Raw genomic sequence first — 22,916 nt, forward strand, 5'->3', positions numbered from 1 at the left:
GACCTGGAAGAACGAACAAGGTCACGGAAGGGATCGGCGATGAGCACAAGCCTGGACACGTTCACGCGGGACTGGCAGGACTGGAAGACCCAGCGCGAGCGCGATCTCGCCGACCCGCTCGGCTGGCTCGCCCTGGTCTCTCTCGACTGGCTCGAGGACAAGCCGCGCGCGTACGAGGGGCTGCCCGGCTTGTGGTGGCAGGACGCCGACGCGGCCTACCTCGACCCGCAGGGCGCGGAGCTCTCCCACGTGGGCGAGCGGGTCACCGGCGTCCACCGCTTCGAGCTGGTCAACAGTGGCGCGACCACCCGCGTCGTCGCCGGGGACATCGAGATCGAGGTGGCGCGCCGCGGTGGGTACCTGATCCGCGCGCACGACCCGAAAGCCCCTGTGCTGAACGCTTTCCGCGGCGTCCCGGCGTACGAGCCCGACGAGGCGTGGGTGCTTTCCGGCACCTTCGAGGCTTTCGACGAGCCGCGGCCGACCACGGTCGGCGCGGTCGTCGAAGGCCTCAGTCACGTCTACGTCTCGCCGGGCATCGTGCGTTTCGAACACGACGGCGTGGAGCACACGCTCACCGCGTTCAACGGCAAGAAGGACGGCCTGCTCATCCTGTTCACCGACGCCACGAGCGGCGTCACCACCTACGCGGCGAACCGCTCGCTCGCGGTGGCGGCTCCCGCCGAGGACGGGTCCGTCGTCCTCGACTTCACACGCGCGACGAATCTGCCGTGCGCGTTCACCGACTTCGCCACCTGCCCGTTGCCGCCTGCCGGTAACCGGTTGCCGTTCGCGGTGGAAGCGGGGGAGAAGCTGCCCTACGAGCGACAGAGCTGAACCGTCGCCAGTGCCGTCATCGCCTCCTGTTCGCGCTGAGCCAGCTCGGACAGGACGGCGGACGCTCCGGCCAGGTGCCGGACATCGCCGGTTTCGCCCGCCCGCGTGAACGACTGTGCCACTTCTGTCCATAGTGGAGTGATCTCGCGGTATTTCTCGGCGGCGGTACGGAGACCGGCGTCGTCGACGAGGGCCGCGCTTTCTTCGAGGAAGTCGCGGTAGAATCGGCGGAAGAGCGCGCCGCCGGTCCCCGCCTGTTCCATCAGGGTGGCGGCCTGCGGGAGGTCGCGGGCCGGATCGCTGCTACGGTCCAGCCATTTCCGTACCTGGACGGCGGCTTTGCCGATCCCGCGGTATCCGAGGTTGGCGATGGGCGGGTTGAGGAACTCCGCCGCGTTGGCCCGCACGGCGGAGCGGACGGCGTCGGAAATCGGCGTGAGAGGCCCATTCGCGGTGATGGTGAACGAGAGGTTCTTCGCCGTCATGGGCCCCTTCTCGGCCCGGGCGCGTTCCAGGCTCTCCCGTGACGTCGTCACCTCCCCGCCCTGCTGCGCCGTGTCGACCAGGAACGCCTTTTCGTCGTCATAGCCGTACAAAGCGGCGACGTGCCCACCGAAGTGGACTTTCGAGGTGAAGTATTCGAGGTGGTAGGAGTCGAGCTGCAGGCCGACCGGGAGACCGGCGTCGATCCGCTCGGCGACGTTCCGCCACGCCGTGCGCGTCGACGTGGTCTCCTTGACCGTCAAGGAGAGCCCGAGCCGCTCGGTCAGTCTCCGCGTGATCTCGAGGGGTTTGCTGCGTCCGCCGAGGAACGGGAACGGCAGGTTCTTCCCGTCCCAGTAGATGAAGCCCAGGCCCTCTCCGAGCCCGAACAGCATCGGCTCGGTCAGCTCGATCCCGGCGTGCCGCAGGAGGACGTCGAGGGTGCTGGTCTCGCAGTGCTCGCCACCCGTGGTCTTGATGCCGTCGAGGATCACGGGCGCACCGGCCAGGCGATTTCGGTGCGATAGGCCTCGGGCGTGACCGACGGGCCGGGAGCCACGAGGTACAACTCCTCCGCGGGTCCGGCCGGGACGCGATCGCGTTCGGCGATCCAGCGGCCCAGTGACCGGTAAGCGGTTTCGACGTCGTCGTAGTCACCCTCGTGGATCGTCGCGACCAGCAAGCCACCGGGAAGCTCGCCGGAGCCGATCCCGTCCTCGTCTCGCACCGGCCCGTCCACCGGGACGAACACCTCGACGGTCAACTCATCGGGATCATCGGTGAGATACCGGGCCCCGGACGGCCCGGCCGGTGCGACGCCTTGCGCTCCGAGTGCGGCGAACAGGCGGGCGTACGCCGGCCCGATCAGCTCGGCCAAACCGCCCAGCGGGGTCCGGATCGTCAGGCGGGCGATCGGTTGCGGCGCGCGCGTGCGCTCGTAGACATGCAGCCACCGCGTCGGCTCGGCGAGTACGGAATCGAGTTCGCCGCTGATCGCCGCGAGTTCCGCGGCCCGCGCGGCCACCCGGTCATGGTGTCGTTTGATCGCGGCCTTCACGTCGTCCGAGGTGCCCGCGTGGAGGATCTCGGCGATCTCCGCGAGCGGTACCTCCAGTTCCCGCAGCCGCCGGATCAGGCTCGCGCGGGCGAACTGTTCGAGCGAGTACCGGCGGTACCCGGTATCGGGGTCGATCAGGGCGGGCACCAGCAGCCCGAGCCGGTCGTAGTTCCGCAGCGCGCGGACCGACAGCCGGGTGGCGTGCGCGAACACGCCGATCGGCATCAAGGTCGTCATGGGACAAGCCTGAACCCTCTCCCCGGGAGAGGGTCAAGCCGGTACCTCAGCCCAGTGACAGCCGATCGAGATCCGGGGCGGAAGCGTGGTCGTTGTGGAGTTTGATCGTGTTCGCCCCCGCCCGCAGCTCGACCGGCACCGAGGTCGTGTACTGGGTGTTGTTCCCCGAGCCGTCGACCTTCACCTCCACCGGAGCCCCGCCGTTGACCGTGACGAAGTACGAGCGCGGCCCGTTGACGGTGAAGTCGATGTAGAGGGTGTACCGCCTGGCCTCGGTCACCGTGACGTTCTCGAACAGCACGAACGAGTCCGGATCACCGCCGATGTTGCGGACCTTCTGACCGCCGGAGCACACCCCGCAGCCCGTGACACCCGCGGCGCCGACGTCGTTCGCCGAGTCTTCGGCCTCACGCATGAAGATCCGGTCGGCGGGCCGGGGGCTCACCCGCACCGGCTTGCTCACCGATTTCGCCCGCCCGAGCAGATCGAACGACGCGGTGACCGGGATGTCGGCCGAGGTGACGCCTTCGGGGGAGTCCAGGGTCCAGGAGGCTTCGAGCTCTTGCCCGACGCGCATCGACGCCGCCGTCGCCGGGGCTCCCCGCAGTGCCCAGCCCTCCGGCACGACCGGTGCGAGGGAGACCTTGCCGATGGTGTCGTCGGCGTCGAGCCGCAGCTTCGCGGTCACCTTCATGGACTGCCGTCCGGGGGAAAGCCATTGGAGGCCACCGGGTTCGACGGTCAGAGTCGTTTTCGGTGTGTAGGTCGAGGGTGGCAGGGGAGCGACCGCGATCCGGTCCAGGCCCGGGCCCGCGGCGGCATCGCTGAACACCTTGACGGTGTTGGCACCGGCGTTCAGCGTGACCGGGATAGCCGTCGAGGCCACGACTCCGGGCGGGCCGGCGTCGATCGTGGTCTCCACGGGCGCGGCGCCGTTGACGCTCACCGCCACCGACGTCGCGGGCCCACCCGTGGTGTCGAGCTGGAGCCGGTAGGTCCCGGCCTCCGCGACCGTCGCCCCGGGAAAGCCGACCGCGTTGCGAGCGCCGCGGCCGAGCCCGGTGACCTGGAACGATCCGGAGCAGGACGCGCACCGGTCGAGGCGGGCGCGGCCGTCGAGGTCGTTACGGAAGGACTCGGCCTCCAGCGGAACCGGTGTGCCGGCGAACGAACTCGGATAACCGTACGCCACCTTGACCTCATCGATCGCCAACTGCTTGTAGAACGGCTTCGCCTGCGGACCGGCCCAGGTGTCGAGCACTTCGAGTTTGACGAACCGGGTCCGCTGTTCGCCGAGATCGATGAACTGGACACCGCGAGCACTCGGCATCGCCCCGGTGCGGATCGGTTTACCCCAGTTCCTGCCGTCGTCGCTGACATAGACGCGGTAGTCCTTGATCCTGGACGAGTCCTCGGGCCTGCCGAACGATTCCCGTGCGTGCGTCGGCGACATTTCACGCTGATTCACCGCGAGGTAGGTCGCCGTCCGCCGCTTGCCGAGATCCAAGGTCAGCGAGACCGGCTGCTTGCCGTCGGCGTCCCAGTAGTTCTCGAAGTTCCCATCGACGAGATTCGACGCCGGATGTCCCGCAGGCGAAGACGAAGCGGTGGCCTTGATCGTGCGAGAGTCGTGGAAGTACCGCTGCCCGGCCGTTTCCACCTTGAACACCGTGTCGTAGGTGTCCCAGTCCTTGATATCCACAATGGTCAGATACCCGGCGGACTGGCTGAACCGCAGGGGTTTGCCCGAGCGCAGGTCGGATACCTTGGTGACCTGGTAGCCGTTGTCACGCAGCCGCAGCAGATCGGTTCGCGGCCGGGTGACCACGTGGACGTACTGCGTTCCGGCACCGGGCTCGACGGTGACGACACCGTGCGCGCCGTCGTTCCAGAACCCGGGCTGCATCCCGCCGTACATGTATCCGCCACCCTCTTTGCCCTGAAGCGAGGACTTGATCGGTGGCACCCAGCTCGCCATGAAGTTGTTGTACGCCTCCTGCTGTGGCGGGAACTTGCCGTTCACCATCGGGGTTTCGGCCATCAGCGACTTCATCGACGAACCGGCGTTGGTGATGTAGCGCCCGGTGGACAGCCGGAAGTCGACGGCCTGATCGGTGCCGTCGTACCACCAGCCGCCGTTGGTGGGCAGTTTGTAGTCGGCTTCGGTGAGCCGCGGCATCGGGGTGAACGCGGCCTGCGGGTAGTCGTAGGCCGGTGTGATGCCGGTCTTCTGCTCGTTGCTGACGGTGTCCATGATCGGCGTGTCCTCGTTGTTGTTGCTCAGCAACCAGGAGGGCCGTTTCTCGCGGATCTGTTCGTAGAGCTTGTTCTTTTCCCAGTACTCGTTGTCGTTGTCGATCCAGAACCCGGCGAGATCGGCGTAGCGGTCCATGACCTCGTGGAAGAGGTCGTAGCTGTACTCGCCGAATCCGGGCCGCGTGGTCAGGTCCACCTGCTTGCCCTTGTAGGCGGAGTACGCCGCGGAATCCAGCGACTCGACGCCGGTTTCCTTGTGCCACTGGGGGTCGTCGGTCATGTAAAGGATCGTCCGGACGCCCTTGGCGTTGCCGGCTTTGACCAGTTCGCCGAGCAGATCACGCTGCGTCGCGCAGCTTCCCGGGATCTTCGACGGCCACGGCCGCGCGTAACCCAGCCTGCTGTGGAAGGTCGCGAGCACGATGTAGGAGGCGCCGAGTTTGCGTGCTTCGTCCACCCAGTAGTCGGCGCTCCAGCCGCCGTCGGTGACGGCGCGTTCCCAGGCTGCGCAGTCGGTGTGGCGCGGTGCGGTGAACATGCCCCAGTGCAGGAAAAGTCCCGCGGTCGCCTCGCGCAGCCACTTCTGGCGGGGGTGGTGCACCTCCGCACTCGCGGTTGTCGTGGTGAACAGGCCCGCCAGCAGGGCGAGGACGACGGCGAGCCAGGCGGTGCGGTGCGCTCGAACTCTCATGACCATCCGCTCTCATTCAGGGCGTGGTTGCCGAGAGATCCGATGATTGCGGCTGATATCTGCGTGGTCAAGCCCCGTTGAGCGGGACACTCCCTTAGTCATCGGAGGTATAAGCGCGACGAAGCCCCCTCGCGGTGGGCGAGAGGGCCTTGTCGGTCCTGCTTCAGATGTTGAAGCCCGGGTGGGTCGCGAAAGCGTTGTCGATCACGAGGTTGCCGCGCTGGCGGGCCCGCTCACGCAGCGCCGACGTCGTGCGTGCGCCCTGGGCGTAGAACCACCACAGGTACAGCGCGCCGTACATCCACGCGCCTTCGTAGCCCCACGTCGAGTCGGCCCCGCTCTTGCCGGCGCCGAACACCGAACCGGCCGGGAAATTCGCGTTGTGGGGCTTCCCGCCTTGGTGCCGGGACTCGTGGATCAGCGTCTCGGCACGGCCTGGCACGTCCTTGGAATACCAGAAACCCAGGTACACCTCGATCCGGTCGTCGACGAACACACCGCTGAAGGACCGGGCGATGGCGCTGCCGTCGCCGCACAGCGAACGCAGGTCGTCACAGTTGTCCCGGACGTAGCGGCGTGCCCAGTTCAGCATCGCCCCGGAATAGGCGTCGTTCTCGTAGTCCTGTGCCGAATAGGTCAGCAGGTAGCACGCGTTGAACGTCCTGGCGAGCGGCTTGTCGGTATTGCACGGCTCTTCCCAGCCGAAGCCGTCGTCCCAGTAGTCCTTGTTGCCCGAGAAGCCGTAGGTGTTCCAGAAATAGTCGATGTAGGTCTGATTGCAGATCGAGGCACCGTAGAAATTGTCCCCGGTCACGTTCTTGTCCGGCACGGTGTAGCTGCAAGTGGCCATCGGAGATCACCTGTCTGTAGAAGGAATTCGTTCGATTCAGGAGCGCGGGGGCTCCGGCGGTGGCACGTCGTCGGTCCGCGTGTCCTTCACGTGGCGGCCGCCGACGGCCTGCGGGACACCGCGGACGTCGACCCGCCGGATGTTCAGCAGCCGTTCGTCCTCGGTGCCGCTGAGTGCCTCGCGCACCTGGGCGGTGAGGTCGGTGTCGCCGGTCTCAGCGATGGCCTGGACGGCCGCGCGCCGCACCGTGAACACCTCGTGCCGCACCTGTCGCAGCAGGAGGTCCTTGGCCGCGCGGTCCCCGGCGGATGCCAGTCGACCCAACGCTTCCACGGCGGTGGTGCGGATGATCACCTCTTCGCCGACGGTACTGATCCCGTGCGCCGGGTCGTCGGACCGCTCCGGCGGGATCGGCTGGCGCAGCACGTTCTCGAGCACGGAAACGGCCGCCGTATGCCGCAAGTCGGTGAGCAGTTGGACCACGCCCCAGCGTTCGAGGTACTGGTCCTCGGACAGGGCGCCGTACTGCTCGCCGAGCGCCGGGACGACTTCATCCGCACGCTCGCGAAGCCGGTCGAGGCTCCGCTGGTAATTGCGTTCGGCGTCCTCGCCGGACGCGGCCATCGTTTCGGCGGCCTGGGTGACCAGCTCGCCGATTTCGCTGTCCGAGAAGCTTCCGAGACCCGAACTGCTCGGGCCAGCTTCGAGGTTGTCGCCACCCGGGCCCAAAGACGGGGTGTCGGGATTGCGTGGGGTCGGCATGAGGTTCTCCTTCGCAGCGGCATTGATGCTGACGGAAGGAAGGAACGCCACGCCGGACGGCAGATACCTGTTTTCCCGAAAAATCGCCCCATGGGGTGCGCCGGGATTTTCACCGCGGGAATCCGAAAAGGATTTTTATCACCGAAAACCGGATGGTCGGGAAAAAAGCCTTCACGGATTCCCGGTCGTGATCAATGACCGACGTCGATGACCACGCGGTTCGGAGCGGTCAGCGTGAACACGGTGACCGGGGTCCTTGACCGGACGCCGAGACCGATGGACAAGGTGCCTTCGTAGTCCCCGGTGACCGCGACGGCCATGACGTTCCGCAGATCGCGGGTCCGGAACTTCTGCGGCCCGGGGTAGGTGGGAGTCCCGGCCTCGTTGTGCGCGGCGGCCGGAGTCGCGGTGATCGCGATGAAATACTCACCGGTCAGCCAAACGATTTCGCCCGATCCGTCGGCGATCAGTTCGTCGACGAGGTCGTATCGGACCGCCGGGGCCGGGCCCGCGGTCAGGTCGAGCACGATCCGATCGAAGCCGGGGTTCTGGCCAGTGCGGATCCCCGTCATCGCGGGGATCTGTTGCGTCGCTGCGGAAACCGGTGCGACCGCGGCGAGTGCGCCGGTCAACATCAGTGCGGTGGCGGCGAGTGCGCGTCGTAGGTTGATGGTCATTGCGATGACCTCCTGCCGGAGAGTTGATGCCGGAAAGACGCACCACTCACAGGAGAGGTTGTACTCTTCGTCCTATTCGTTACTGATCGCCGAAGAGACGTTGAACGATTTCGAAGTCGGCCGGGAAATGGTTTCTCACTCGCTCCGCGAGCCACCGCATGTAGCGGAGATCGCTTTTCGCCGACGCGATGAGATGCGTGAATCGCTGAGCGACGGCGATCTCTTCACTGAAGGTGTCGTGCTGCGAGCCGAAAACACATTGCACGTCAACGGTGCCGCCGCCCCAGCACACCGCGCCGAGTAGATACTGCTCGACGACCAGGTTGAAGTCCTCGAGCGGGGCGAGCCGCCGCCACGCCGCTTGATTGCCTGCCGACTCGACCAGCCGGATGGCGAGATCCGCGTAGTGGCGAAGCAGCGGAACGGCCGTGCCGCCCACGATCCCGGTGCAGAGCGCGGCCTCTCCGGTGTAGTCGCGGAGTTCCTTCGGCAGGAACCCGCCGGTATCCCGGAGCGCAGTGATGGCGGCTTCCGTCCGGTAGTAGCCCGCGTCGGAAGCCGGTGCGTGCTCCGGATTCTGCGCGACGATCTCGCCGTCGAGGCCCGCCGCCGGGAAGCCGGGCCAGAGGAACACGTCGTTGTCGATGTGCAGGAACGGTTCGGTCTGCGCGCGGTAGGCGTGCAGCTTCCCGAGCGCCCACCAGGACGGATCCTGTTCCGTGAGTTCGTTCAGCGAGAGCGATACGTCGTCGAAAGGCAGACGCAGTCGCTTCACGAGCAGTTCGTAACCCCAGTCGTCGGTCACCAGCGCGGTCGTCGCGAACAGGCGTGACGCGAGGCGGAACGACAGGATCCAGGAGAGCGCGTGGAAGAAGTCGCTGGGCCAGTGCCTTCCGTGCCGGTGACGAGACGGTTTGCTCCAGAAGGACCAGACCGCGCGCCGGATCGGCTGCCCGGCCGTGTCGCCGGAGCGGACGACCCTGACCCGCGGCGGAACCCAGTCCGGCTCGCCGGTCGCGCCGTACTCGCCGGGCGCCGGCGTTTCGGGTGCCAGGAGATGGCCGCCGATGGCGACCGCGAGGCAGGAGCCATATCCGTAGTACGGCATCGCCGTGATGTTCGGGTCGCGGAGCGGGAACGTTACGCCGGACCGGAGCTACGGAATCCGCTCAGGTAGAGCACGACGACCGCGGTCGTCGTGCCGAGTGCCGTCACCACAAGGGATCCGGTGAGCAGATAGAGGCCTCCGACGCCGGCCAAGGAGGTCTTGATCAATTTCACGATTCCGTCGTGCTGTCCGCCGGACACTTCTTTGGCCATTGTCGAACCCCTCGTGAGTGGTGTACTAGTACACCGTAGGAGGAAGTGGCCGGTGAGCGGGTTCGCCGGTTCTGATCTTTCGCGGTCAGGAGGAGTTTCTTGTCGTCGAGGGCGGGTTCTCCGGTTGCCGGCTGTTGTCGTCTCGCGCCGCGAATTGTCGATCATCACCGCGAATCGGATCGAGGTGGAGGGCATCGTGACAATTCAGCTGGAGAGGGAGCGCCTTGACGGTGTGTATTCCATCGCCGCGGTCGAGGCCGCGCTGCGCTGGCTCGCGGTCCGCAAGGACGGCGAGCCGCTCAGGTTCCTGCGCTACGCGCTCGAAGACCCGGCGAGCGAATCGGCCGCGGTGCTCGCTTGCCTGGTCCGGCCGACGGCGTCGATGACCACGGCGACTCCCGAGGTGCGGGCGCTCGCGGTCTGGGGGGTGATCCTCGACGAGATCGGGAAGATCGGCTCGACGACCGAATCCCGGCGCCGGAATGCCTTGAACGCCGCGTTCCGGCTGGGCAGGGTGAAGTGGAGATCGACTCTCGACGAACGCTTCTGGCAGCTGAAGAGCCTGCCTCGCGTATTCGGCGACCCGCCGCCGAGTACGACCACGCCGATGCACAAGGCTTGGCGGCGGGCGGTCAGAGACAAACTTTCCCCTTGTCTGGCAAGGAACCTGCGGCTGCTGGCACACGATGGCGAGGCGTGGCGGCGTTACGTGGAGATCGCCAGGGCCTCGGCCGAAGCCGAAGAGCCGACTCGGCTGCCCTGTCGTCGTGCGCCGTCGTCCGGGGCTCAGCCGGTGTACCTGGAACGCCTGCTGGTGGCCGTGGAAATGCGGCGTAGAACGGTTTATCGCCGCCTGACGGTACGCGATGTCGTCGCCTGTGAGGACGGCGTCGACCGGTACAGGGCGCACGCCTTGACCGGCTGGACGGGGGAGCTGGCGCCGATCCCCGTCAAAGCGATCTTCGGGTGCCGTGTCGGGACTTCGCCCGGAGCGCAACCGGGGGACCCGCTCGTCGTGAACCTGCTGTTCCCGAAACCACTGGGCGAGGGAGAACGTCACGAGTTCATTTCCCTTGCCTGCGACGACGATCTCGAAGAGGTGCGGCAGTGGATCAACGTCGACGTCGACCATCACGGGATCGCGCCGGGCGTGGTCGACGGCGAGGGCAGGGTGACCGGGGGTTTGAGCATCAGCGTCACGTTCGACGACTGTGTCCCCGAGGCTTGCTGGTGGTATGCGGAGCAGACCGAGTATGAGCGCTTGGTGCGGCCGCCTGCCGGTGACCGGCATCTGCTGGAGATCCGGAGTGGCATCGTGGAGCACACCTTCCTGGCGCCCTGTCAGCCGAGGGAGGGGTACGGCATCGCCTTCCGGTGGCCGCGATCTTGACGAAGCGAAGCCACATCCGAGTTTTCGATGTGGCTTCGCTTCGGTGGTTTCGCCGGCTAGTTGCCGGTGTTGCCGCCGCCCTTGCCGTCGTCGCCGTGAACCATCAAAACCTCCCTGGTGTCGTGTTCGGTCGCGCCGAAACTACACAGGGTAAGAATTACTCTTGGTGACGGGGTCTGTCTGTCCGTAGTTCTCGGCCGCTAGCGGAGCGTCCAGAACACCGCGTGCGTCTTTCCGGTGGAGGTGTCGGCGGTGCCGACGACCCGGCCACTGTCGGTGATCCGATAGGCCTGGCCGCGGCTGCCGCCGGGCAGCTGGCCGAGTTTCATGCGTTGCCCGTCCCGATACCAGACGGTCGCGTGCCGCTGGAAACTGCCCGCCGCGGTGCCATAAGCGTCGACCGCTTCGACTTCGGCGCCGAGGTTGTCGTCGGCGAGGACGGTCAGCTCGCCGTCGGGATTCCAGAGCGCCGCCGATCGGCGAGGAGCGTTGAGGTAGCCGGTTCCGACGACGTAGCCGGTGGAGCCGATGTGGTAGAGCCAGACCGAATGAGGGCTGGGCCAATCCAGGCGATGGATCGTGCCGTCCCGGTCCCAGGTGGCCGGGATCGGTGGCCCGCTCTTGGTCTCGACCATCGAGCCGGTGGCCACCCCGGCTTTGTTGATTCTGCCTGCGCCGCTGCTCCAGCTCTGTGGCGCCAGCTCGGTGATCGGCCCGCCGTTCACCCACCGCACGGCGTGGTTCGCCCCGGCGCGCATGGCACTGCCCGCGATGATCTCGCCGTCACCGGAGATTCCCTCGGCCATGCTCCAGGTCTCCCCGGGCAGCACGCCCAGGTCGGTGGCCTGACCGTCCGGGTCCCAGCGGAAGCCGTGGAACTGGTTGGCCGGTGTCAGCCAGTTTCCGATGGTCACACCGGTGTCGCTGATCGCCGACGCGGTGGCGTTGTGATAGCCGGGCGGGACCTGCAGCGTGGTGGCCAGTCCGTCGGCGTCCCAGCGGGCAGGCACGGCGTCGGTCGCTGTCAGCACGTAACCCACGGAAACCCCGTGATTGTTGATGTCACGAACCTGGCCCTCGGTACCGCCTGGCGTGGGCAGTGCCATGATCTGGCCGTCGGCGTCCCAGCGGACCGGGCGTTTGCGCTGCGGAGTGGGGCCAGACATCGACAACCCCACCATCACCCCCGCCTCGTTGACCGCGAGGACCGTACTGCTGTCGTCGCCGGGCAACGTGCCGAGATCGACCGGCCCGACCGGCGTGGCCTGCGCGGTCCCGGTCAGCGCGCCGGTGACAACGACGAACGCCGCCGCCAGCGACCAAGCCTGTCTTCGGCCGCTGCCCACACGATTCCTCATCATGATGCCTCCCCAATCATGCTCGGGCGGAGTTCCGCCCTCCTCGTCGAACAGTAATGGAACCGCTTCGCTAATTGCTCCCGCGATGATGGCGGTCCACACGAATAGCCGACTGATTCCAGCTGTGCCATTAGTCCTTGTGGCTTAAATGGAAATGCCGAAATCGGCAAGCGGCCTAGTCATGGGTGGTTGGCCATTTTCTTCCTTGGTTTTCAAGGAAGTCGGGCCGGTCGCAGAACCGGTCCGCTGGAACAGGGTGGCAAATACAAGAAAAGACCAGGCGGTGGAGAGTTCGAGGCAATCGAAGACCCGCTGTCAGTGCTGGATCGACCACGGCCTTTCGGTGCCGAAGCAAACGGCGCTGTCTGCTGGCTAGAGGCGGCCCCGTTCGGAAACGCTGTCAATTCACCAGTCGCGTTCGCGCCACCCAGCCAGGTGTAGCTCGGCGAGCTGCACCTGGCTACGCTCGTTCTCATGAAGGTGATCACCCAGCGCGAGTTTCGTAACAACTCTGCTGCCGTCATGGACGCCGTCGAGGTCGGCGAGATCTACCACGTCACTCGCAACGGTGTCGAAGTGGCTGAGCTGCGGTCGATACCACGTAGGCGGCGTCTGAGCGCCGAGGAGCTGGTCGAGAGGCATCGAGGATTGCCGAGGGGCGAGGCGTCCCAGATGCGGTAACAAGTGACGAGTTGATTCTGACGATGTGTGGGAGAAGAGGCGTCGCTGAGAGTCACGAGACCGGTGTGCTCGACACATGCACCTACATCGACCTCGGTCTGCTTGACCCTGCGACGCTCCCGGAACTCGCCGCTGTCACACCATGGCTGAGCTCCATCAACGGGTGGCGATGGCGAAGGATCCTGCGGTCCGCGAGGCGCGCACCGAGAAGCTCGGTGGTGCGATCGTCGACTTCGCGCCGCTTTCATTCGACGGTGATGTCGCTGCCCGGTATGGGACGCGACGCCAAGTCCGGACCACCACGAGCGGCGCTGACCAGCTATGCGGCTTTGACGGAACCCGCTGTCAGCCTCTTGGTGAAGCCCCGTCCGTTCCAGGGCAAACGAACGGGGCTGCCTACTGGGTAGAGGCAGCCCCGTCCTGAAACGCTGTCAGCTCACCAGCCGCGTTCGCGCCACTCCGCCAGATGCGGCCGCTGCTCGCCCAGCGTCGAGTCGTCCCCATGCCCGGGGTAGAACCACGTCTCGTCCGGCAGCTCGTCGAAGATCCGCGACTCCACATCGTCCACCAAGGACTTGAAGTCCTCCGGCGAGTTCGTCTTCCCGACACCGCCCGGGAACAGCGAGTCGCCGGTGAACAGGTGCGGGTGCCCGGCCGGGTCGCGGTACAGGAGCGCGATCGAGCCGGGGGTGTGGCCGCGCAGGTGGATCACTTCGAGGGTGATCTGCCCGACCTTGACCGTGTCGCCGTGCTCCACCAGGAAGTCCGGCGGGATCGGCAGCGGTTCGGCGTCCAGCGGGTGGGCGGCGGTGTTCGAGCCGTTCGCGCCGGCGACGGCGCCGAGGGCCTGCCAGTGGTCCTGGTGCTGGTGGGTGGTCACGACGGTCTTCAGCGCGGGCCGGTCGGGCCCGTGGCCGATGAGGTCGGAGATCCGTTCCGGGTCGTTCGCGGCGTCGATCAGCAGCGCCTCGTTCTCGGCGCGGCAGACCAGCAGATACGCGTTGTTGTCCATCGGACCGACCGACAGCTTCGTGATGGTGAGCGCGTCCAGGGTGCGACGGGCGGCGTCACCGCCGGGCTCGACGTGCCCGGTGTAGGTCTCGACGATGTTCACAGCGCACACGGTAGTCGTTCGCCTGCAATCGGTTCCACCCGCACAGGCGACGCACAGGTGTGGGCCGTAGGCTCGCGTCGCCCCGCCAGCCGAACCATCAGGACACCCGTGCCCGACCCTTCGCCGCCGACCGGAACGCGTACTCCGCGCCGGATCAGTTGGGACCTGCTTCGCGTGGTCGCCGTCTTCGCGGTCATGCTCGGGCATGTGACCCACCAGGGTGCGCTCCTGCATCCCGAACTGGTGGGGTACCCCTTTCGGGTTACCGCGCAGTTCGGCGCGGCCATCCTTCTGGTGATCTCCGCCTTCTTCGTGTGCGCGAGCCTTCGAAAGGGTGAACCTCGGCGGTGGCTGTGGAACCGGGTCGCGCGGCTGGTGCCCGCCTACCTGGTCGTCGTGACCGTCACCTACGTCGTCGCCCGGTACGCGACGATCCGGTTCAGCGGCCTGCCGTTCCCGCCCGGCCTGTCCGGATTCCTGTTCGGCGTCCCGGAGGGCCCGCCGGCCGATCCGTCGCCGTGGTACATCCCCACCGGCTCCGATCTGCTCGCCAACCTGGGCATGGTCCAGGAATGGGGCTGGCGCTACGAGCTCTTCTACTACCTCGACGGCGCCTACTGGACGCTGCCGGTCCAGCTCATCGCGTTCACCGCCGCCGCTGTGCTGTGGCCGCGCCGGTGGCGCACTCACCGGCTCACCGTCGGGCTGCTCTGGGCGCTGATCCTGGTCCCGCTGTTCCTCCGGTTCGTCGTGTTCGACCCGGCTTCCACGCCGAAGCTCGTCGAAACCTTCTTTTACGGCCTGGGCCTGCACCGCGTGCACGTCTTCGCCATCGGGATCGCGATCTGGCTGTGGGCGAAACGGCGGCTGGCGTTCTGGCACCTCGCGCTCTTCCTGCTCGCCGCCTGCGCCGCGCAGGACCTGCAGGTCTTCCCGTTCCACCAGGCCCTGCCCAACGATCCTGAGCGCTGGCCTTCGCTGATCGGCTTCGCGATCATGCTGGTGGCCATCTGCTTCGCGGCGCGGGGGCCGGACTGGCGGTTCCCCGGCCTCGCCCGGATCGCCCCGGCTGTCACCTGGCTCGCGGGCATCTCGTATGGTCTTTATCTGGTGCACCAGGAACTGGGTTACATCCTGGCCCGTGCCCTGCTGAACGTCGGCGTCCCCGGCTGGTTGCGTCTCCCCATCGTGCTGGCCGCCGCCGTACTGGCGGGCTGGGCGGTCACCGCGGGCGTGGAACGACCGGTCCACCGGTGGCTCACCGCTCGCCGAGATCGACGCGAAAAGCCCGGAAAACCGCAGGTCAAGGACTCGGAACCGGTTTCTGTCGGTGGTGCCTCGTAGCATGGAGGCGGCCGCCCGTGCAGTTATCGACCGGGCCGGCGACCGCAGCTGAGAATGAAACCTGAAGGGACCCTGGCGTGGCTGATCGCCTCGTTGTTCGCGGCGCCCGCGAGCACAACCTCCGCGGCGTGGATCTCGACCTGCCCCGCGACAGCCTGATCGTGTTCACCGGCCTGTCCGGGTCTGGAAAGTCGAGCCTCGCCTTCGACACCATCTTCGCCGAGGGGCAGCGACGCTACGTCGAGTCGCTGTCGGCTTACGCGCGCCAGTTCCTCGGCCAGATGGACAAGCCGGACGTCGACTTCATCGAGGGCCTGTCGCCCGCGGTGTCGATCGACCAGAAATCCACCTCGCGCAACCCGCGTTCGACCGTCGGCACCATCACCGAGGTGTACGACTACCTGCGCCTGCTCTACGCCCGCGCGGGCAAGGCGCACTGCCCGAAGTGCGGGGAGGCGATCAGCAAGCAGACCCCGCAGCAGATCGTCGACCAGGTGCTCGCCATGGAGGAGGGCACCCGCTTCCAGGTGCTCGCGCCGGTCGTGCGCGGGCGCAAGGGGGAGTACCTCGACCTCTTCGAGAACCTGCAGCAGCAGGGCTACGCGCGGGTCGTGGTCGACGGGACGGTCCACCCGCTCATCGACCCGCCGAAACTGAAGAAGCAGGAAAAGCACCAGATCGCCGTCATCATCGACAGGCTCTCGGTGAAGACGAGCTCACGGCAGCGGCTCACCGACTCGGTCGAGACGGCGCTCCGGCTCGCCGACGGCCTGATCGAGCTCGAATTCGTCGACCTGCCGGAGAACGACCCGCATCGCGTGCGCGGCTTCTCCGAGAACCTGGCCTGCCCCAACGGCCACCCGCTGGCGATCGAGGACCTCGAGCCGCGGTCGTTCTCCTTCAACGCGCCCTACGGCGCCTGCCCCGAATGCACCGGTATCGGCGTCCGCAAGGAGGTCGACCCGGAACTGGTGGTCCCGGATGACGAGTTGTCCCTCGGCGAGGGCGCCATCGCGCCGTGGGCCGGCGGTCAGAGCGCGGACTACTTCATCCGGCTGCTCGAGTCGCTTTCGGAGACCATCGGCTTCCGGATGGACACCCCGTGGCGCAAGCTGCCGGCGAAGGTGCAGAAGGCCGTCCTGCACGGCGTCGACGAGCAGGTCCACGTCCGCTACAAGAACCGCTACGGCCGCCAGCGTTCGTACTACGCGGCCTTCGAGGGCGTCATCCCGTTCCTCGAGCGGCGCCAGGAGCAGACGGAGTCCGAGTACATGCGCGAGCGGTACGAGGGCTACATGCGCGAGGTCCCGTGCCCGGCCTGTCAGGGCACCCGGCTCAAGTCGGAGATCCTCGCCGTCACCTTGGAGCACAAGACAAAGGGTGAGCGGTCGATCGCCGAGGTCTGCGCGCTCTCGATCGCGGAGGCGTCGCAGTTCCTCGACGAACTGGAACTCGGCAAGCGGGAGACGGTGATCGCCGGCGCGGTCCTCAAGGAGATCCAGGCGCGGCTGCGGTTCCTGCTCGACGTCGGGCTCAACTACCTCTCGCTCGACCGCGCTTCCGGAACGCTGTCCGGCGGCGAGGCCCAGCGCATCCGGCTCGCCACGCAGATCGGCTCCGGTCTGGTCGGCGTGCTGTACGTGCTGGACGAACCGTCGATCGGGCTGCACCAGCGGGACAACCACCGGCTGATCGAGACGCTGGTCCGGCTGCGTGATCTCGGCAACACGCTGATCGTCGTCGAGCACGACGAGGACACCATCCGCTCCAGCGACTGGGTGGTCGACATCGGCCCCGGCGCGGGCGAGCACGGCGGTCACATCGTCCACAGTGGACCGTACAAGAAGATCCTGCGGAACAAGGACTCGATCACCGGCGCGTACCTGTCGGGCCGCCGCAAGATCGAGGTCCCGGCGATCCGGCGCCCGATCGACAAGAAGCGGCAGCTGACCGTCGTCGGCGCGCGGGAGCACAACCTGCGCGGTCTCGACGTGTCGTTCCCGCTCGGTTGCCTGGTGTCGGTCACCGGTGTCTCGGGTTCCGGGAAGTCCACGCTGGTCAACGACATCCTCGCGACCGTGCTGGCGAACAAGCTCAACGGCGCGCGTCAGGTCCCGGGCAGGCACACCCGCGTCAACGGCCTCGCCGGCGTCGACAAGCTGGTCCGCGTCGACCAGTCGCCGATCGGCCGCACCCCGCGGTCCAACCCGGCGACCTACACCGGCGTCTGGGATCACGTGCGCAAGCTGTTCGCCGCGACCACCGAGGCGAAGGTGCGCGGTTACCAGCAGGGCCGGTTCTCCTTCAACGTCAAGGGCGGCCGGTGCGAGGCCTGCGCCGGTGACGGCACGATCAAGATCGAGATGAACTTCCTGCCGGACGTCTACGTCCCGTGTGAGGTGTGCAAGGGCGACCGGTACAACCGGGAGACCCTGGAAGTCCACTACAAGGGCAAGACCGTCTCCGACGTGCTGAACATGCCGATCGAGGAGGCGGCCGAGTTCTTCGAGCCGATCAAGGCGATCCACCGGCACCTGGCCACCCTCGTCGACGTCGGCCTCGGCTACGTCCGGCTCGGGCAGCCCGCGCCGACGCTGTCCGGTGGCGAGGCCCAGCGCGTGAAGCTCGCCAGTGAACTGCAGAAGCGGTCCACCGGCAAGACGGTCTACATCCTCGACGAGCCGACCACCGGTCTGCACTTCGAGGACATCAGCAAGCTGATCGGCGTGATCAACGGGCTGGTGGACAAGGGCAACACGGTGATCGTCATCGAGCACAACCTCGACGTCATCAAGACCTCGGACTGGATCATCGACATGGGCCCCGAGGGCGGTTCCGGCGGTGGCACCGTGATCGCCGAGGGCACCCCGGAGTACGTCGCTTCGGTTCCCGAGAGCTACACCGGCGAGTTCCTCAAGACCGTTCTCGGCTGAGTCACCAACGCTATGAAAGGTCCTTTCCTGGCAAAATTTGCCAGGAAAGGACCTTTCACAGCATTTGGAAGCGGGAACTAGCCCTTCCCCGTGGTCCGGTCCAGCACCGCCGAAGCGGCCCCGTAGTAGAAGGCCCGCAGCCGGTACGAAGAACCCTCCTCGCCCGGCATCGAAGCGAGCCCGGCCGACGTCGTCCCCGGATTCGACATCTCGACAGGGACGAAGTCGGCGGCCCCGGGTTTCTTGATCTCCACGAGGAAACCGTCCTCGTCGCTGGAGCGATCGGCCCAGCTGAACCGCACCATCTCCTCCGCGGCCGGCTCCGCCCGGAACGCCGCGGGAGCGGCCGACTGGCCACCCGTGCGCAGTGAGACCGGCGGCCCGGCCGAGCCGGAACCAGAGGGCCCGGAGACGGTGACAGCCTCGGACACGGCACCGTAGAACGGCCGGATCCGGTAGTAGAACCGCGTTTCCGGGATCAGGTCCGGGTGCCGGTAGGACGTCTGCCGCGGCGGCAAGAACCGCAGGATCGTGTAGTCCCCGTGCGGATCGGTGGTGTACTCGATGATCCGGCCCGCGGCGGCCGGATCGTCGTCCGGCCAGCTCAGCTCGACGTTCACCGGATCCGTCAGTGTCGCGCGGAAACCGGGTTCTTCGCCGCAGCCCGACACGAACGCCACCAGCAGCAGAACGGCCGCGAGTTTCCTTGGCACGCCTCGACCCTCCCGGGTATCAGGCGGCGGCGGAGTCCGGAGGCGTCAGCATACGAGCGCGCCCGGTGATCGACAAGACCCGGTTGAACCGCTCCGGCGCCCCGCCCGTGTAGGAGGCAAGAGGAGGCGGCCATGGAGAACCGAGGAGAGGCCGGTGCCGATGCACAGTTCGATCGCGGCGCGCGCCGAACGATCCACCTTGCCCGTGCGGGTTGCAGTACTGTCCTCGCCGACCCAGAAGACCGTCGGGAGGACACGAGTGGCGATCGGTGGCTGGCGGCCGAAAAAGGCCAAGGGCGAGGACCTGGTCCGGCACCTGTACGCCGAACATGGGAGAAGCCTGCTGGCGTACGCGACGAGGCTGACCGGGGACCGCGCGGCCGCGGAGGACGTGGTGCAGGAGACCTTGGTCCGGGCCTGGAAACATGCCGAAGACCTGGAGAACGACGCGAAGGGTTCGGTGCGGGGCTGGCTGCTCACGGTCGCCCGCAACATCATCACCGACCGCGCCCGGGCCAGGGCGGCCCGGCCGCCGGAAGTGCCGGAGCCCGCGGAAGGCGCGCCGACCCCGGCGGTGGAGCGGGACCACGCGCAGAGCGTCGTGGACTCGATGGCCGTGCTCGGGGCGATGGACGGCCTGTCCACGGAACATCGTGAGGTTCTGGTGGAGATCTACTACCGGGGCCGGACGGTGGCCGAAGCGGCGAGATCCTTGGGCGTCGCCCCGGGTACCGTTAAGTCGAGATCTTATTACGCGTTACGGGCGCTCAGAGCCGTGATGTCCGGAACCGGGAAGGAGGTAGCGCGATGAGTCCGGTGGGACACGACCAGGGCCAGCTCGCCGCCTACGTCCTCGGTGGGCTCACCCAGCTGGAAGCCGCCACGTTCGAGACACACCTGGCGAACTGCCCGGCGTGCCGCCGTGAGGTGCGCGAGCTGGCGGAGCTGCGATATCACCTCGACGAGGTGCCGCCGGAGGCGTTCCTCGAAGGACCGCCCGAGGGAGGCGACCTGCTTCTGCAGCGCACGCTGCGTCAGGTCCGTGAAGAAGAGGACACCCAGGCACGCAAGCCGCGCCGGTTCCTCGCCGTGGCGGGCGCGGCCGTGCTGGTCGTCGTGGCGCTGGGAGCGGGTGTGCTGGTCGGGCGGCAGACGTCGCCGGAACCCTCGACGGTGGCCTTGCCGGTGCCGACGGCGACCGCGCCGGTACCGGGCACCCGCGATCTCGCGGCCACCGACCGGAGCACGGGGGCGCAGCTGGCGGTCCGGGTCATCCCGGCGGCGGGCTGGGTCCGGCTTCACGCGAAGGCCGAAGGTGTCCACGAAGGCGAGAAGTGCCAGCTCGTCGTGGTGACCAAGAGCGGTGAACGGGTCAACGCGGGCAGCTGGCTGGTTTCGGCGAAGGGCGAACGCGAGGGCACGGGGATCGACGGTTCGGCCTTGGTCGCCCCCGACGACGTGGCCTCGGTCGACGTCGTGACCTTGGACGGCCGGAACCTGGTGTCGGCTCAGGTATGACGGACTCGCGCACGGGTCACGGAAGCGGTCGATACCGCTTCCGTGACACGTGGGTGCTTCCCGCCTCGCCGAAGGCGGTTTTCGACGCCGTCGTCGACCTCGCCGCGTACCCGTTGTGGTGGCGTGACGTCCGTTCGGTCAGCCAAGTCGACGAAGACACGGCCGAACTCGTCTGCCGGTCGAGACTGCCGTACGCGCTGACCGTGCGGATGCACCGCGACCGGCAGGACGAGCGGGAGGGCCGGGTACGGGTGCTGCTCAGCGGCGACCTGGAAGGAACGCTGGCCGGTGCTCTGATCCCGGAGGAAAGCGGTACCCGGCTGGAGATCACGCAGGAGGTCGAGGCCAGGAAACCGTTGCTGCGCAAGCTCGACCGGGTCGCCAGGCCGGTGTTCCGGATCAATCACGCGCTGATGATGCGCCGCGGGCATCGCGGATTGCGGGGGTATCTGCTCGCGCCCGCGGGTTAGGGTTCCGCGTATGCCGTTGCGTATCGCCACCGTGCAGCCGTTCACCGTCCCCGCCGACCTCTCCGCGAATCTCGCCGAACACGCGAGGCTGCTGCGGATCGCGGACGCGGATCTCTGCGTCTTCCCCGAACTCTCCCTGACCGGACTGGAATTCGAGGCGCTCGCCGCCGACGAGGGGCTCTGGCTGACGCGGGACGATCCGCGCCTCGAACCGCTCCGGGAAGCTTGCCGGGCCAGTGGGGTGCACGCCGTCGTCGGGCTCCCGCTTCTGGAGGACGGCCGACGGTACATCGGTTCGCTCGTCCTCGGGCCGGACGGGGAAACCGTTGCCACGTATGCGAAACGAAACCTGCACAACAGCGAAGAAGAGCTGTTCGACGCCGGTGAGCGACAGGTGATCATCGAGGTCGGCGGCAGGCGGCTCGGCCTCGCGATCTGCCTCGACGCCGCCAATCCGGAGCACCCCAGGGAACTCGCCGAAGCCGGCGCCGAGGTCTATGTCCTCAGCGCGCTTTTCAGTGAGGGCCAGGAAGACCGGCTGCTCGACCAGGTCGGCGCGGCGGCGGGCCACGGGATGTGGGTGGTGCTTTCCCAGTATTCCGGCAAGACCGGCGGGATGGCCGCGTTCGGCGGCAGCGGGGTCTGGAAACCCGGAGGCGCCGCCGAGGTACGTCTCGGCGGCGAACTCTCCGAATGGGCCTACGCGACCATCGCCGGGGAGGCTTCCTGAGGCACGCGGCCACGCAGGACCACGGCCGCGACGAAGACGGCGAGCGCGAGCAGCCCGGCGCTCAGCGCGTACGCGGTCCGGTAGCCGCTGGTCAGCGCTTCGGGCATGGTCGCGCCTTCAGTCAGCAGTGATCCCGTACGGGACGCGGCGGCGGTCGCGAGGACCGCGGTACCGACCGCGGCGCCGATCTGCTGCGTGGTGTTGATCAGCCCCGAAGCGACCCCGGCGTCGGCGGGCGCGGTGCCGGACATCGCCTGCCCCATCAGCGCGGGCATCGCCGCGCCGAAGCCGATGCCCATCAGGACGAGGGCCGGCAGGACGTCGGTCGCGTAGTTCCCGTCCGCTTCGACCGTGGCGAGGAAGCCGAGTGCCAGTGCGACCAGCGAAAGCCCGGTGACGAGCACCGCACGCGCCCCGAAGCGGTGGTTCAGCTTCTCGGCGAAGACCAGCGACATCACCGCGATCGAGACCGGGGCGGGCAGGAAGGCGAACCCGGTGCTCAGCGCGTCGAGTTCCAGGACCCGCTGGAGGTAGAGCGCGGTGACGAACTGGAAACCGAACAGCCCGGCGACCATCAGTACCATCACCGTGTTCGCCCCGGACACCGCCCGGACGCGGAAGATCCGCAGCGGCAGCAGCGGTTCGCGGGCCTTCGCCTGCCGGAGCACGAACCCGGCGAGCAGCAGCAGTGACACGGCGAGCAGGCCGAGCGTGCGGGCGTCTCCCCAGGTGTACTCCTCGGCCTTGACGATCGTGTAGATCAGCAGCATCAGCCCGCCGGTGACCAGCCCGGCGCCGGTGACGTCGGTGCCGTCGCGCAGGCCGGGTCCTCGGTCGTCCGCGAGCAGCCGGACGGCCAGCACCAGCGCGACCACGCCGATCGGCAGGTTGACGAAGAAGGTCCAGTGCCAGTCGAGCAGCTGGGTGAGCGAGCCGCCCGCGATGAGCCCGATCGACGATCCCGCGGCCTGGGTGAAGCTGTAGACGCCGATGGCCTTCGCCCGTGCTCGCGGCTCCGGGTAGAGCGTGGTGATCATGCCGAGCACGACGGCCGAAGCGAGTGCGCCGCCCGCGCCCTGCAGGAAGCGGAACACGATGAGCTGGGTCTGGTCCTGTGCGATACCGGAAAGCAGCGAGGCGAGGGTGAAGACGCTGAGCCCGGCGAGGAACACCCGTTTTCGGCCGATCAGATCGCCCAGTCTGCCGGAGAGCAGCAGGAGCCCGGCGAAGGCGATCAAGTAGGCGTTGACCACCCAGGCGAGCGAGGACGAGGAGAAACCGAGGTCGTTCTGGATCGCGGGCAGTGCGACGGCGACGATCGAACCGTCGAGGACGACCATCAGCGAAACGGCGGTGAGCACGGCGAGTGCGAGAGCGCGTTGAGGCATGGAGGTACCCCTCTGTGAATTCCGTGGAGACTTTCCCCAGGTGATGCCTTGGTGCATCACTTGTTACAGCGCTCATCTTGTGTGACTCTGTTCCCTGCCGGAAGGAG

21 protein-coding genes are annotated in these 22,916 nt (G+C 67.5%); 9 read left to right on the forward strand and 12 right to left on the reverse strand.

Annotated features, from left to right (window positions below; translation table 11 throughout):
- Window positions 1–39 precede the first annotated feature (39 nt).
- Window positions 40–837 carry a DUF1684 domain-containing protein gene (locus tag ACZ7KI_RS24815; protein WP_470275477.1) on the forward strand — a complete coding sequence of 266 codons (798 nt, stop codon included), beginning with the start codon at window positions 40–42 and terminating at the stop codon, window positions 835–837.
- Here the strand turns inward: ACZ7KI_RS24815 and ACZ7KI_RS24820 are convergent.
- The 8 genes from ACZ7KI_RS24820 to ACZ7KI_RS24855 form a co-directional block, all read right to left on the reverse strand.
- Window positions 819–1,814 carry a BtrH N-terminal domain-containing protein gene (locus ACZ7KI_RS24820; protein ID WP_470275478.1) on the reverse strand — a complete coding sequence of 332 codons (996 nt, stop codon included), beginning with the start codon at window positions 1,812–1,814 and terminating at the stop codon, window positions 819–821. The genes ACZ7KI_RS24815 and ACZ7KI_RS24820 overlap by 19 nt on opposite strands.
- Window positions 1,811–2,614: a MerR family transcriptional regulator gene (locus tag ACZ7KI_RS24825; RefSeq protein WP_470275479.1), complete on the reverse strand. Its 804-nt coding sequence runs from the start codon at window positions 2,612–2,614 to the stop codon at window positions 1,811–1,813. The genes ACZ7KI_RS24820 and ACZ7KI_RS24825 overlap by 4 nt, the downstream gene beginning before the upstream one ends.
- A gap of 46 nt (window positions 2,615–2,660) precedes the next feature.
- Entirely contained in the window at window positions 2,661–5,567 is a 2,907-nt protein-coding gene (locus ACZ7KI_RS24830; protein ID WP_470275480.1) for an alpha-L-fucosidase, read from the reverse strand.
- Between the two features lie 157 nt (window positions 5,568–5,724).
- Window positions 5,725–6,411: a hypothetical protein gene (locus ACZ7KI_RS24835; protein ID WP_470275481.1), complete on the reverse strand. Its 687-nt coding sequence runs from the start codon at window positions 6,409–6,411 to the stop codon at window positions 5,725–5,727.
- Window positions 6,412–6,447: 36 nt separating this feature from the next.
- A complete protein-coding gene (locus ACZ7KI_RS24840) occupies window positions 6,448–7,173 on the reverse strand; it encodes a HEAT repeat domain-containing protein (RefSeq protein WP_470275482.1) in 726 nt (241 codons plus the stop codon).
- Between the two features lie 191 nt (window positions 7,174–7,364).
- Window positions 7,365–7,850, reverse strand: coding sequence for an AMIN-like domain-containing (lipo)protein (locus ACZ7KI_RS24845; protein ID WP_470275483.1), 486 nt, complete (start codon window positions 7,848–7,850; stop codon window positions 7,365–7,367).
- 79 nt (window positions 7,851–7,929) lie between these two features.
- Window positions 7,930–8,958 (reverse strand): DUF6734 family protein, encoded by a 1,029-nt coding sequence (locus ACZ7KI_RS24850; protein WP_470275484.1) that lies wholly within the window; start codon window positions 8,956–8,958, stop codon window positions 7,930–7,932.
- A gap of 32 nt (window positions 8,959–8,990) precedes the next feature.
- A complete protein-coding gene (locus ACZ7KI_RS24855; RefSeq protein ID WP_470275485.1) occupies window positions 8,991–9,170 on the reverse strand; it encodes a hypothetical protein in 180 nt (59 codons plus the stop codon).
- A 196-nt stretch (window positions 9,171–9,366) separates the two neighbouring features.
- Between ACZ7KI_RS24855 and ACZ7KI_RS24860 the strand changes: the two genes are divergently transcribed.
- Complete coding sequence (locus tag ACZ7KI_RS24860; RefSeq protein WP_470275486.1) at window positions 9,367–10,560, forward strand: hypothetical protein; 1,194 nt, start codon at window positions 9,367–9,369, stop codon at window positions 10,558–10,560.
- Between the two features lie 200 nt (window positions 10,561–10,760).
- Here ACZ7KI_RS24860 and ACZ7KI_RS24865 read toward each other — a convergent pair whose 3' ends face one another.
- Window positions 10,761–11,918 carry an HAF repeat-containing protein gene (locus tag ACZ7KI_RS24865; protein WP_470275557.1) on the reverse strand — a complete coding sequence of 386 codons (1,158 nt, stop codon included), beginning with the start codon at window positions 11,916–11,918 and terminating at the stop codon, window positions 10,761–10,763.
- Between the two features lie 474 nt (window positions 11,919–12,392).
- On the opposite strand from ACZ7KI_RS24865, the gene ACZ7KI_RS24870 reads away from it, so the two are divergent.
- Window positions 12,393–12,599: a type II toxin-antitoxin system Phd/YefM family antitoxin gene (locus ACZ7KI_RS24870; RefSeq protein WP_470275487.1), complete on the forward strand. Its 207-nt coding sequence runs from the start codon at window positions 12,393–12,395 to the stop codon at window positions 12,597–12,599.
- 436 nt (window positions 12,600–13,035) lie between these two features.
- Here the strand turns inward: ACZ7KI_RS24870 and ACZ7KI_RS24875 are convergent, their stop codons facing one another.
- Window positions 13,036–13,713 (reverse strand): MBL fold metallo-hydrolase, encoded by a 678-nt coding sequence (locus ACZ7KI_RS24875; protein ID WP_470275488.1) that lies wholly within the window; start codon window positions 13,711–13,713, stop codon window positions 13,036–13,038.
- 108 nt (window positions 13,714–13,821) lie between these two features.
- On the opposite strand from ACZ7KI_RS24875, the gene ACZ7KI_RS24880 reads away from it, so the two are divergent.
- Together ACZ7KI_RS24880 and uvrA are read left to right on the forward strand one after the other, a co-directional pair.
- Window positions 13,822–15,057 (forward strand): acyltransferase family protein, encoded by a 1,236-nt coding sequence (locus tag ACZ7KI_RS24880; protein ID WP_470275489.1) that lies wholly within the window; start codon window positions 13,822–13,824, stop codon window positions 15,055–15,057.
- 77 nt (window positions 15,058–15,134) lie between these two features.
- The gene (uvrA, locus tag ACZ7KI_RS24885) at window positions 15,135–17,990 is read left to right on the forward strand and encodes an excinuclease ABC subunit UvrA (RefSeq protein WP_470275490.1); all 2,856 of its coding nucleotides are present in this window, start codon (window positions 15,135–15,137) and stop codon (window positions 17,988–17,990) included.
- A gap of 77 nt (window positions 17,991–18,067) precedes the next feature.
- Here uvrA and ACZ7KI_RS24890 read toward each other — a convergent pair whose 3' ends face one another.
- The gene (locus ACZ7KI_RS24890) at window positions 18,068–18,703 is read right to left on the reverse strand and encodes a fibronectin type III domain-containing protein (RefSeq protein WP_470275491.1); all 636 of its coding nucleotides are present in this window, start codon (window positions 18,701–18,703) and stop codon (window positions 18,068–18,070) included.
- Between the two features lie 259 nt (window positions 18,704–18,962).
- On the opposite strand from ACZ7KI_RS24890, the gene ACZ7KI_RS24895 reads away from it, so the two are divergent.
- From ACZ7KI_RS24895 to ACZ7KI_RS24910, 4 genes are read left to right on the forward strand one after another with little or no spacing between them, the layout of a single operon-like run.
- Window positions 18,963–19,514 (forward strand): sigma-70 family RNA polymerase sigma factor, encoded by a 552-nt coding sequence (locus ACZ7KI_RS24895; protein WP_470275558.1) that lies wholly within the window; start codon window positions 18,963–18,965, stop codon window positions 19,512–19,514.
- Window positions 19,511–20,221, forward strand: coding sequence for an anti-sigma factor family protein (locus tag ACZ7KI_RS24900; RefSeq protein WP_470275492.1), 711 nt, complete (start codon window positions 19,511–19,513; stop codon window positions 20,219–20,221). The genes ACZ7KI_RS24895 and ACZ7KI_RS24900 overlap by 4 nt, the downstream gene beginning before the upstream one ends.
- A complete protein-coding gene (locus tag ACZ7KI_RS24905; RefSeq protein WP_470275493.1) occupies window positions 20,218–20,691 on the forward strand; it encodes an SRPBCC family protein in 474 nt (157 codons plus the stop codon). The genes ACZ7KI_RS24900 and ACZ7KI_RS24905 overlap by 4 nt, the downstream gene beginning before the upstream one ends.
- A 10-nt stretch (window positions 20,692–20,701) precedes the next feature.
- Entirely contained in the window at window positions 20,702–21,421 is a 720-nt protein-coding gene (locus ACZ7KI_RS24910; protein WP_470275494.1) for a carbon-nitrogen hydrolase family protein, read from the forward strand.
- On the opposite strand, the gene ACZ7KI_RS24915 is transcribed toward ACZ7KI_RS24910, so the two are convergent.
- A complete protein-coding gene (locus tag ACZ7KI_RS24915; protein WP_470275495.1) occupies window positions 21,391–22,809 on the reverse strand; it encodes an MFS transporter in 1,419 nt (472 codons plus the stop codon). The genes ACZ7KI_RS24910 and ACZ7KI_RS24915 overlap by 31 nt on opposite strands.
- Between the last annotated feature and the right edge of the window lie 107 nt (window positions 22,810–22,916).

It is taken from the genome of Amycolatopsis sp. NPDC039088 (genome assembly GCF_055598845.1).

What these genes read in the sequence shown, in the direction of transcription:
- ACZ7KI_RS24815 (WP_470275477.1), top strand. Translation starts at nt 40, where the DNA reads ATGAGCACAAGCCTGGACACGTTCACGCGGGACTGGCAGGACTGGAAG.
- ACZ7KI_RS24825 (WP_470275479.1), bottom strand. Translation starts at nt 2,614, where the DNA reads ATGACGACCTTGATGCCGATCGGCGTGTTCGCGCACGCCACCCGGCTG.
- ACZ7KI_RS24830 (WP_470275480.1), bottom strand. Translation starts at nt 5,567, where the DNA reads ATGGTCATGAGAGTTCGAGCGCACCGCACCGCCTGGCTCGCCGTCGTC.
- ACZ7KI_RS24835 (WP_470275481.1), bottom strand. Translation starts at nt 6,411, where the DNA reads ATGGCCACTTGCAGCTACACCGTGCCGGACAAGAACGTGACCGGGGAC.
- ACZ7KI_RS24840 (WP_470275482.1), bottom strand. Translation starts at nt 7,173, where the DNA reads ATGCCGACCCCACGCAATCCCGACACCCCGTCTTTGGGCCCGGGTGGC.
- ACZ7KI_RS24845 (WP_470275483.1), bottom strand. Translation starts at nt 7,850, where the DNA reads ATGACCATCAACCTACGACGCGCACTCGCCGCCACCGCACTGATGTTG.
- ACZ7KI_RS24850 (WP_470275484.1), bottom strand. Translation starts at nt 8,958, where the DNA reads ATGCCGTACTACGGATATGGCTCCTGCCTCGCGGTCGCCATCGGCGGC.
- ACZ7KI_RS24855 (WP_470275485.1), bottom strand. Translation starts at nt 9,170, where the DNA reads ATGGCCAAAGAAGTGTCCGGCGGACAGCACGACGGAATCGTGAAATTG.
- ACZ7KI_RS24865 (WP_470275557.1), bottom strand. Translation starts at nt 11,918, where the DNA reads ATGAGGAATCGTGTGGGCAGCGGCCGAAGACAGGCTTGGTCGCTGGCG.
- ACZ7KI_RS24870 (WP_470275487.1), top strand. Translation starts at nt 12,393, where the DNA reads ATGAAGGTGATCACCCAGCGCGAGTTTCGTAACAACTCTGCTGCCGTC.
- ACZ7KI_RS24900 (WP_470275492.1), top strand. Translation starts at nt 19,511, where the DNA reads ATGAGTCCGGTGGGACACGACCAGGGCCAGCTCGCCGCCTACGTCCTC.
- ACZ7KI_RS24905 (WP_470275493.1), top strand. Translation starts at nt 20,218, where the DNA reads ATGACGGACTCGCGCACGGGTCACGGAAGCGGTCGATACCGCTTCCGT.
- ACZ7KI_RS24910 (WP_470275494.1), top strand. Translation starts at nt 20,702, where the DNA reads ATGCCGTTGCGTATCGCCACCGTGCAGCCGTTCACCGTCCCCGCCGAC.
- ACZ7KI_RS24915 (WP_470275495.1), bottom strand. Translation starts at nt 22,809, where the DNA reads ATGCCTCAACGCGCTCTCGCACTCGCCGTGCTCACCGCCGTTTCGCTG.